This window comes from Rhizobium sp. NLR10b (genome assembly GCF_019685435.1).
Taxonomy (GTDB): domain Bacteria; phylum Pseudomonadota; class Alphaproteobacteria; order Rhizobiales; family Rhizobiaceae; genus Rhizobium.
In genome coordinates, this window is the sequence record NZ_JABDWV010000038.1 from 1 (window position 1) to 7,271 (window position 7,271).

10 protein-coding genes and 1 pseudogene are annotated in these 7,271 nt (G+C 58.6%); all 11 read left to right on the forward strand.

The features are described 5' to 3' along the window. Positions 1-798 precede the first annotated feature (798 nt). Positions 799-1,008, forward strand: coding sequence for a cold-shock protein (locus tag HJB91_RS30045; RefSeq protein WP_113233505.1), 210 nt, complete (start codon positions 799-801; stop codon positions 1,006-1,008). 300 nt (positions 1,009-1,308) lie between these two features. After that, positions 1,309-1,536, forward strand: a complete 228-nt coding sequence (locus HJB91_RS30050; protein ID WP_221156900.1) for a hypothetical protein — start codon at positions 1,309-1,311, stop codon at positions 1,534-1,536. An 83-nt stretch (positions 1,537-1,619) separates the two neighbouring features. Beyond that, positions 1,620-1,757, forward strand: a complete 138-nt coding sequence (locus tag HJB91_RS30055) for a hypothetical protein (protein WP_221114815.1) — start codon at positions 1,620-1,622, stop codon at positions 1,755-1,757. 70 nt (positions 1,758-1,827) lie between these two features. Next, the gene (locus HJB91_RS30060) at positions 1,828-2,031 is read left to right on the forward strand and encodes a hypothetical protein (protein WP_221114816.1); all 204 of its coding nucleotides are present in this window, start codon (positions 1,828-1,830) and stop codon (positions 2,029-2,031) included. Positions 2,032-2,425: 394 nt separating this feature from the next. Further along, on the forward strand, positions 2,426-3,118 hold the full coding sequence (locus HJB91_RS31190) for a TonB-dependent receptor (protein ID WP_221156902.1): 693 nt from the start codon (positions 2,426-2,428) through the stop codon (positions 3,116-3,118). Then, a pseudogene (locus HJB91_RS31010) lies at positions 3,003-3,299 on the forward strand (LacI family transcriptional regulator); the annotation flags it as partial. The gene HJB91_RS31190 and the pseudogene HJB91_RS31010, both read left to right, overlap by 116 nt. A 93-nt stretch (positions 3,300-3,392) precedes the next feature. After that, positions 3,393-4,184, forward strand: a complete 792-nt coding sequence (locus tag HJB91_RS30075) for a 3-methyl-2-oxobutanoate hydroxymethyltransferase (RefSeq protein ID WP_221156904.1) — start codon at positions 3,393-3,395, stop codon at positions 4,182-4,184. 11 nt (positions 4,185-4,195) lie between these two features. After that, complete coding sequence (locus tag HJB91_RS30080) at positions 4,196-5,206, forward strand: sterol desaturase family protein (RefSeq protein WP_221128085.1); 1,011 nt, start codon at positions 4,196-4,198, stop codon at positions 5,204-5,206. A gap of 10 nt (positions 5,207-5,216) precedes the next feature. Beyond that, positions 5,217-5,534 (forward strand): MocE family 2Fe-2S type ferredoxin, encoded by a 318-nt coding sequence (locus HJB91_RS30085; RefSeq protein ID WP_259669994.1) that lies wholly within the window; start codon positions 5,217-5,219, stop codon positions 5,532-5,534. Between the two features lie 54 nt (positions 5,535-5,588). Next, complete coding sequence (locus HJB91_RS30090) at positions 5,589-6,812, forward strand: NAD(P)/FAD-dependent oxidoreductase (protein WP_221128084.1); 1,224 nt, start codon at positions 5,589-5,591, stop codon at positions 6,810-6,812. 64 nt (positions 6,813-6,876) lie between these two features. Further along, a partial coding sequence (locus tag HJB91_RS30095) for an ACT domain-containing protein (RefSeq protein WP_409079599.1) occupies positions 6,877-7,271 on the forward strand: 395 nt, incomplete at its 3' end.

Sequence of the window (7,271 nt, forward strand, 5' to 3'; positions counted from 1 at the left end):
CGGAGCGGCAATCAGAAAACGAAGAAGAACTTGTCAGCGACAATCAGCGTGATAACTTGATCTCGACCGCGACCTAAGAATCTCATCCAGATTGTCGCCAGCGTCTCATCCTGATTGCCGCGCTATACACTGCGATTATAGATCGTCTGCATCAACACCTGAGCAGGCTTAGTGATCCTTATGGCGCTGGCGGCTGAGAGCTAAGAACTCCCGCCTGCCAATGCAGTACGCGCTCATGGTCGGCTCGCTTTTGTGCCCTGATAACCGACATAAGGATGCCAGGAGAAACAAACGGCTGGGGCTTGGCGCGCCGGGGCGCGGGAATTGCAGCCACTCATGCCAGCGATCTATATGACCGGAGACAGCGCCAAGGAATGGGCCACTCAGGCCGTTCCCAATAGCGCTCTGCTTCAGAAGCCTTTCGTTCATCCCCGGCGGCATTGACCACTCTTCTCAACGACGCTGCCACGAGCAGCATCGGGCAATAAGCCGGCGGCGTGCAGGGACGGGTCGGCTTTGGGCTTGCGATTTTTTCTCATCAACGAATTGTGCCTCCGTCGGTCGCCGCAGCGCGACGCCGCCTTCACGCGGTCGACATGAGGCAACTTAGCGGAAACTCAGAGGAGATTCGAGATAGGCATTGCAAAACCAAAAATTGAGCTTATATCTTGCTAATCGACCAATGCTTGTGACGTCGTTCCAGAGCTTTATGCTCCCGTTGGATTTCCTCTCAAATAATCGATCTTATCCCGCTAGGCATCGCGGGAACCACAACGATTGCTTCGAAAGGAAATCGTTATGAACACTGGTACTGTAAAGTGGTTTAACTCCACCAAAGGCTTCGGCTTCATTCAGCCCGATAACGGCAGCACGGATGTCTTCGTGCATGTTTCTGCTGTCGAGCGCGCCGGCATGCGTTCGCTCTCGGATGGTCAGAAGATCACTTATGACATCGTCCAGGACCGCAAGTCCGGCAAGAGCTCTGCCGACAACCTTCAGGCGGCGTAATAAGGTCATTCGCACCGCTGACCACGGATGTACTGGCAGCAAAGCTGAATGACTGTGAGAGGTCGGGTTCATGCCCGGCCTTTTGTTTTTCCCGCCACAGAGATTGGCAATTTTAATCTCCGAAGCGTCCGCAAGGACGGGTCCGGTTTCGACCGCTGCAACATCCGGCCCGAGCGGCATCGCAGGCAGAAATGACAATAGCCTGCTCAAACGGCGAGGCAGGCATGTGGCAGACGTAGTCGCCGTGTCATAGGTATCGCTGTCTTTCCGACGGCCTTACCCAAACGAGAGGAGGACGCGATGTCTTCCAACGAGTATTCCGGCTACGTTTCACAAAATCTGGCTCGTTCCAGTCCATTCGGATATCATGAACAAGCGACCCTTCGCGCGCTTCTCGAAACCGTGGTCACCCGAGCCGCTCAGCGAAACCTGCCCCTGGCGGCAATGAGAGCCTTTCCCGATTTCAGCGTCTACGGAAAAACCCGCATGCGGACAATACTTCAGGGCACGACGCTCCTCCCACTTTAGCAAATCTGCTTCGAGACAAACGCCAACCCAAATCCCCAGGCTCAAACAGCGCCGACATTCATCCGGCGCCAGAGGACAAACCCATGGCCAAAGGCCAAATGCGCAGCAACCGAGAAATCCGTAAACCGAAGAAAGACAAGACCGCAGCGGTGACGGCTCCGCCATCTGGCTCGCAGGTCAAGCTTACGGGCGGCCACGCGGTGAGTTTCAGCAAGAAATAGGATAGCGGGGCTCGTCAGGCCAATATCATCGCCAAAGCGCGCGATACCGCGCTCAATATTCGAGGACTCAATGACAAACTACACCACCCGAAAATCCGCAGAGGCGCTGTTTCGCGCACCTGCCGCCGAAGCCGGCTCCAATGCCGAAAAGCTCTTGAACCTCCGGACGGGAATGCGGCTGCGCAAGCGCGAGCTGCGGGATAGCGAGCGAACCGTCAGAGAAGCTGCCCGCCCCTTCCGTCATCCTTCCGCAGGCGCGAGGCCGCTAACGTGACCCGGTTCGATTATAGGGGCGGAGCGGGCCTTTACGCCGGCAAGTCGAAGGCCGGAATAAGCCGCCCTCGTTATCGGCGGTTCGAGACAGCAGCCGAAGCCCTTCGTTTCGCCGTAGAAGACATGCCACTCAGTCAGCAGCGTGGCTCTATGTTGGAGATTGACGAGGCGCGGTACAGTCACAGCCAGATCCGTGCGCTCTACGACGCGCCAGGTTACCCGCTTTCACGCCGGCTCGCCTGATTGGCGACAGGTCTGATGGACTCTCGGTACGCCGGCATGAGCTTCGATCTGCGACACTCAAAGATACAGGATCGCCGCCGCGACCGGGCTGACCCGATAGGCCGTGGCTTTACGGCTCCTCTGAACTGACAGCCGGAAAAGAAGAGTACGACATGGCCGATCTGCAAGAATTTGCTTCGAGTTCGAATGGAGACAAGTGGTTCATTGGAAAAGACGCTGCGACCAGCAGGCTTTTCGTCCTCCACCGGGGGAATGCATCCTCTGGCGGCCACGAGACCAGTTCGTCGGTCGATGCTTTCTTGAACCAGCGGCCCTTCGGTCCCGAGCGTGAGGCGCTGGTCGTGTTCTTGGAGAAGAATAAAAACAGCGAAGATACCAGCATTCGCGAAGATGCTCAGACGCCATCGCTGCGGCTGGCGGAGGAGTACCTGCGCCTCGGCGGGCGTCGGCGAGTGAAAGTCGACGACAACATCGTCAGCACGCGAAAGTGGGACGATGAACCAGCCATGGTGACAAAAATCTACCCGCTGTTTTCGTATCCGAACAACGGTGTTGTGGCAGACGCTTATCCGGCGGCCGAGAACTGGACTTATGAACTTGGCACCAAGGTTGCGCTTTTCGACGACCGTCTCGAACTGGACGGGAGTGTCTTTTATAACGACGTGAAGAACGGCGTCCTGAGCTATTATGATCCCGGCCTTGGAGGCTTCGCCACGACGTTCCAGAGTTATGAAGGCCTGGCCGGATCTGGTGGGCTTCTACAATGCGGGCGGCGCCAATTCCTCGCTCACGTCGGTCCTACACAAGCACCCGCGCGGCCGGGACATCTTCTTCGTGGGCCATGAACTTACGGAGCGAAGTGCAGCCGCCTTGCGAGACGGTATCATGTCCGTCGTCCTGGACCAGGCGCCAGAGGCCCAGGCGCGCCGCGCGCTTGATCTGATGCTCTCCCGCCTGGGCCTTGTCCGCGAACCCGTCGGCAACGATCCGATCCGGTTCGTTACAATCACTCGGGAAAATCTCTGAGACCCAGCACTTGATCTGATTTGATCAACAAACTAGCAGCGTATGCTCCACCTGCAGACTATGATCGCCCAACAAATCGAGGGGGAGATCTAGATGACAAGACGCACCACGGTCCATGACCTGCAGAGCCAAAAAGGCTCGCGCAAGTGGCTCCAGCTGCATGTGGACAACGCTGAGGAAGCCGCTGCAGCGGTGGAGTGCGGGATCACCATCCTATCCTGCGAACCAGACCATAATCTCGAAGCCATTCGCTCGGCCGTGCCATTTGCCTTCCTGTCAGTAGGCATGGCACATGGTGCCGTTTCGTCGCAGCTAGAAGCAATCCGTCTCGGATTTCAGATGCTGAAGCGTGGCGCCGACTCCATCTATTGTTCGCATTCTCCCTTTTTCATCGAGGCGATGGCGCGGGAAGGCATACCTGTGACCGGTCATGTCGGGCTCGTTCCAAACCGCGCCACATGGACAAATTTCCGAGCGATCGGCAGGACACCGGAGGAAGCGCTACGCGTACTACGCGCCGTGAGGGATCTCGAGAATGCGGGTGCCGCTGCGATCGAGGTCGAAGTGGTGCCAGTGCGCCTCGCCGACTACATCACCCGCAACACGCCGATGATCACAATGGGAATGGGCTGCGGTTCGGCCTGCGACACGCAATATCTCTTCTCGTCGGACGTTCTTGGCACGCATGCGGACCACTATCCCCGCCATGCCAAACGATACGCCGATTTCGTCGCCCTCACGGCCGAGCTGCAGACAAAACGCGTTGAAGCCTTCCGCGCATTTGCTGCCGATGTCGCCAGCGGCGCCTATCCCGAAACGAAGCATCAGGTGGATATGGATGACGCCGCCTTCGAACGCTTCTTCACTCTCGCCCAATCGATCTGACGGAGACCCCGATGGATGACCTGAGCTTTGGCAAACGCAACAAGCGGGGCGATTGGGCTCCCGACGGACGGATCGAGACCGCCCCTGTCTTCACCCTGCCTCCGAAGCCGGTGGCCTTCCTGAAATGGCTGCCACACTATTTCTTGCCGTGGAATGTGCTCTTCGCCGCTTCTGCCGTCGCCTATTGGCATTTCATCGTGCCGGAAGCAGAGGTCCTGAAAACCTTCCACTTTGCGTGGATCCTCAGGCTCTTTCTCGTCAACTGCATTGCCGTTTTCCTGTTTTACGGTGCCTTTGAACTGCGCCTGTATATCCTTCGTGCCCAGGAAAACCGCTTCAAGTACAATGGCAAGTTTCCCGGCGACAACAAGAACCCGGCCTTCCTCTTCGACAGCCAGAATGCCGACGGCATCATCCGGACCTTTGCCACGGCTCTTCCGATCTGGACGGCACTGGAGGTCGGCATCCTCTATGCCTTCGCCAATGGGCTCGTGCCGTGGGTGTCCTTCGCCGCGAACCCCTGGTACCTGTTCGCAATCGCGCTCGTCATGCCGATTTTCCATGAAGCGCATTTCTTCGCGATCCATCGGCTGATTCACTGGGGTCCGCTTTATCGCTGGATCCATTCCGTCCACCACAACTCGGTCAATCCGTCGCCCTGGTCATCGCTGTCGATGCATCCGATTGAGCAACTGCTCTATTTTTCCTCTGCACTGATCCACCTTATCATTCCATCGAATCCCGTTCTTGCGATCTATCAGTTGCACTATTCCGGCTTCGGAGCGGTCGTCGGCCATCTTGGTTTCGACAAGATTGAACTGGGCGCGGAGGCAGCGATCGACAGCCATGCCTATACCCACTACCTGCATCACAAGTTTTTCGAGGTGAACTACGGCGACGGCCTTGTGCCTTTCGACAAGTGGTTCGGTACTTGGCACGACGGGACCAAGGAAAGCGATGCGCGGATGCAGGCACGATATGAAAAGCGTAAGGCCCGCGCCAATGCGACAACCGCAAAGTAATGAGGACATCATGATCAGCTGGATTCCCGCCTGCCGCCTCGACGATATTGAACAGGAAGGAGCGCGCCGCTTCGACCACTCAGGCCGAACCTATGCGCTCTATCGCTCCCCGGACGACGAGGTCTTCTGCACCGATGGGCTGTGCACTCATGAGGCGATTCACCTCGCCGATGGACTCGTGATGGACTATGAGATCGAATGCCCCAAGCATTCCGGCATTTTCGACTACCGCACGGGCGAGGCCAAGCGCCTGCCGGTATGCAAGAACCTCAACGTCTACGCGGCGCGCGTCGAGGATGGGACGGTGTTGGTCGAACTGCCGGGCTGAAGCCTCCGACCGGCACAGATTTTATTCTTTCTCTCTCTCACGCGAGGCTTGGTCATGTCCTCTTTTGTCATCGTAGGCGCCGGAGAGTGCGGCGCACGCGCAGCCTTTGCGCTGCGTGAACGGGGTTTCGAAGGCGCTGTCACGCTCGTCGGTACGGAACCGCTCTTGCCCTATGAGCGGCCGCCACTCTCCAAAGACGCCACCGCGGGCGCCCAGCCGACTTTCGTTGCCGATGCCGCCCGCTTCGAGGCGGAGCGCATCCAGATAATCACAGGCGTGTCGGTGATCGCAATCGACCGGAACGGAAGAAACATCGCGCTGTCGACCGGCTCCCGCCTTCCGTACGACAAGCTTCTTCTGGCAACGGGCGCCAGTGCACGAGAACTACCAGCTGCGCCGTGTTCGCACGGCCGCATCCGCGTCCTGCGCAGCTATGGCGATGCCTCCGCCATCCGCCGACACATGGCCGAAGGCAACCATATCGCGATCATCGGCGGAGGTTTCATCGGCCTGGAGCTTGCCGCTAGCGCCCGAAAACTCGGCGCAAGCGTCACGCTCCTCGAAAGCCTACCGCGCGTTCTTACCCGCGGCGTGCCAGCAGAAATCGCCGAGGTGGTCTGCAACCGCCATCGCGGCGCGGGCGTGGACCTACTGTTGGGCATAAAAATAGCCGCGATCGATGAACGACCGAGCGACGTGCGCATCTCGCTGGAAGACGGCCGGGTGATTGCGGCCAACGTTGTGGTCGTCGGTATCGGCTCGATTCCGAATGTGGCGCTCGCTGATGCGGCCGGCCTTGTCATCGACAACGGCATCGCGGTCGATCAGCATCTGCAAACAAGCGATCCCGATATCTTCGCGGCGGGGGATTGTTGCTCCTTTCCAATCCGTCACTACGGTGGTCGGCGTATCCGGCTAGAGTCCTGGCGCAATGCGCATGAGCAGGGCGCGCTTGCCGCCGCCAACATGATGGGCGCACAAGAAACCAGCGCCGCTGTGCCGTGGTTCTGGTCGGATCAATACGACCTGACGCTGCAGATCGCGGGGCTCGCCGAGGGGGCTGTAACGACGGTTCGACGTGATCTGTCGGCCGAGGCGTTTATCCTCTTCCATCTTGGCGCCGATGGCCGCCTGCTTGCCGCGAGCGGCATCGGACCGGGCAACGCGATCGCTCGCGATATCCGGCTCGCCGAGATGCTGATCGCCGCCGGACGTCATCCCGATCAGGCAGCGCTCGCCGCACCGGAGATCAAGCTGAAACAACTGCTCGCCGCCTGATCTCCCTCACCTTCTCAATATCAACTTGAATAGACCGCTCGATGGCGTTCGACTGAGGATTGTCATGACCACCCATGTGCTCACAGTATCCTGCCAATCGACGTGTGGCATCGTTGCGGCGATTTCGAGCTATCTGGCCGACAAAGGCTGCAACATCATCGACTCCAGCCAGTTCGACGATCTCGATACCGGCAGGTTCTTCATGCGCGTCAGCTTCATTTCGGAGGAAGGACTTTCCGGTTCCGCGATCAGCGCCGATTTTGCCGCCGCCGCCGCGCCCTTCGCCATGGAATACGAATTCCACGACAGCGAGAGCCGCATGAAGGTGCTGTTGATGGTGTCGCGCTTCGGCCATTGCCTCAACGACCTGCTCTACCGCTGGAAGATCGGGGCGCTGCCGATCGACATCGTCGGCGTCGTCTCCAACCATTTCGATTACCAGAAGGTCGTCGTCAACCA

Bases quoted from the DNA above. Each gene is read 5' to 3' on its own strand.
- HJB91_RS30045 (WP_113233505.1), top strand. From the start codon at position 799: ATGAACACTGGTACTGTAAAGTGGTTTAACTCCACCAAAGGCTTCGGC.
- HJB91_RS30050 (WP_221156900.1), top strand. From the start codon at position 1,309: ATGTCTTCCAACGAGTATTCCGGCTACGTTTCACAAAATCTGGCTCGT.
- HJB91_RS30055 (WP_221114815.1), top strand. From the start codon at position 1,620: ATGGCCAAAGGCCAAATGCGCAGCAACCGAGAAATCCGTAAACCGAAG.
- HJB91_RS30060 (WP_221114816.1), top strand. From the start codon at position 1,828: ATGACAAACTACACCACCCGAAAATCCGCAGAGGCGCTGTTTCGCGCA.
- HJB91_RS31190 (WP_221156902.1), top strand. From the start codon at position 2,426: ATGGCCGATCTGCAAGAATTTGCTTCGAGTTCGAATGGAGACAAGTGG.
- HJB91_RS30075 (WP_221156904.1), top strand. From the start codon at position 3,393: ATGACAAGACGCACCACGGTCCATGACCTGCAGAGCCAAAAAGGCTCG.
- HJB91_RS30080 (WP_221128085.1), top strand. From the start codon at position 4,196: ATGGATGACCTGAGCTTTGGCAAACGCAACAAGCGGGGCGATTGGGCT.
- HJB91_RS30085 (WP_259669994.1), top strand. From the start codon at position 5,217: ATGATCAGCTGGATTCCCGCCTGCCGCCTCGACGATATTGAACAGGAA.
- HJB91_RS30090 (WP_221128084.1), top strand. From the start codon at position 5,589: ATGTCCTCTTTTGTCATCGTAGGCGCCGGAGAGTGCGGCGCACGCGCA.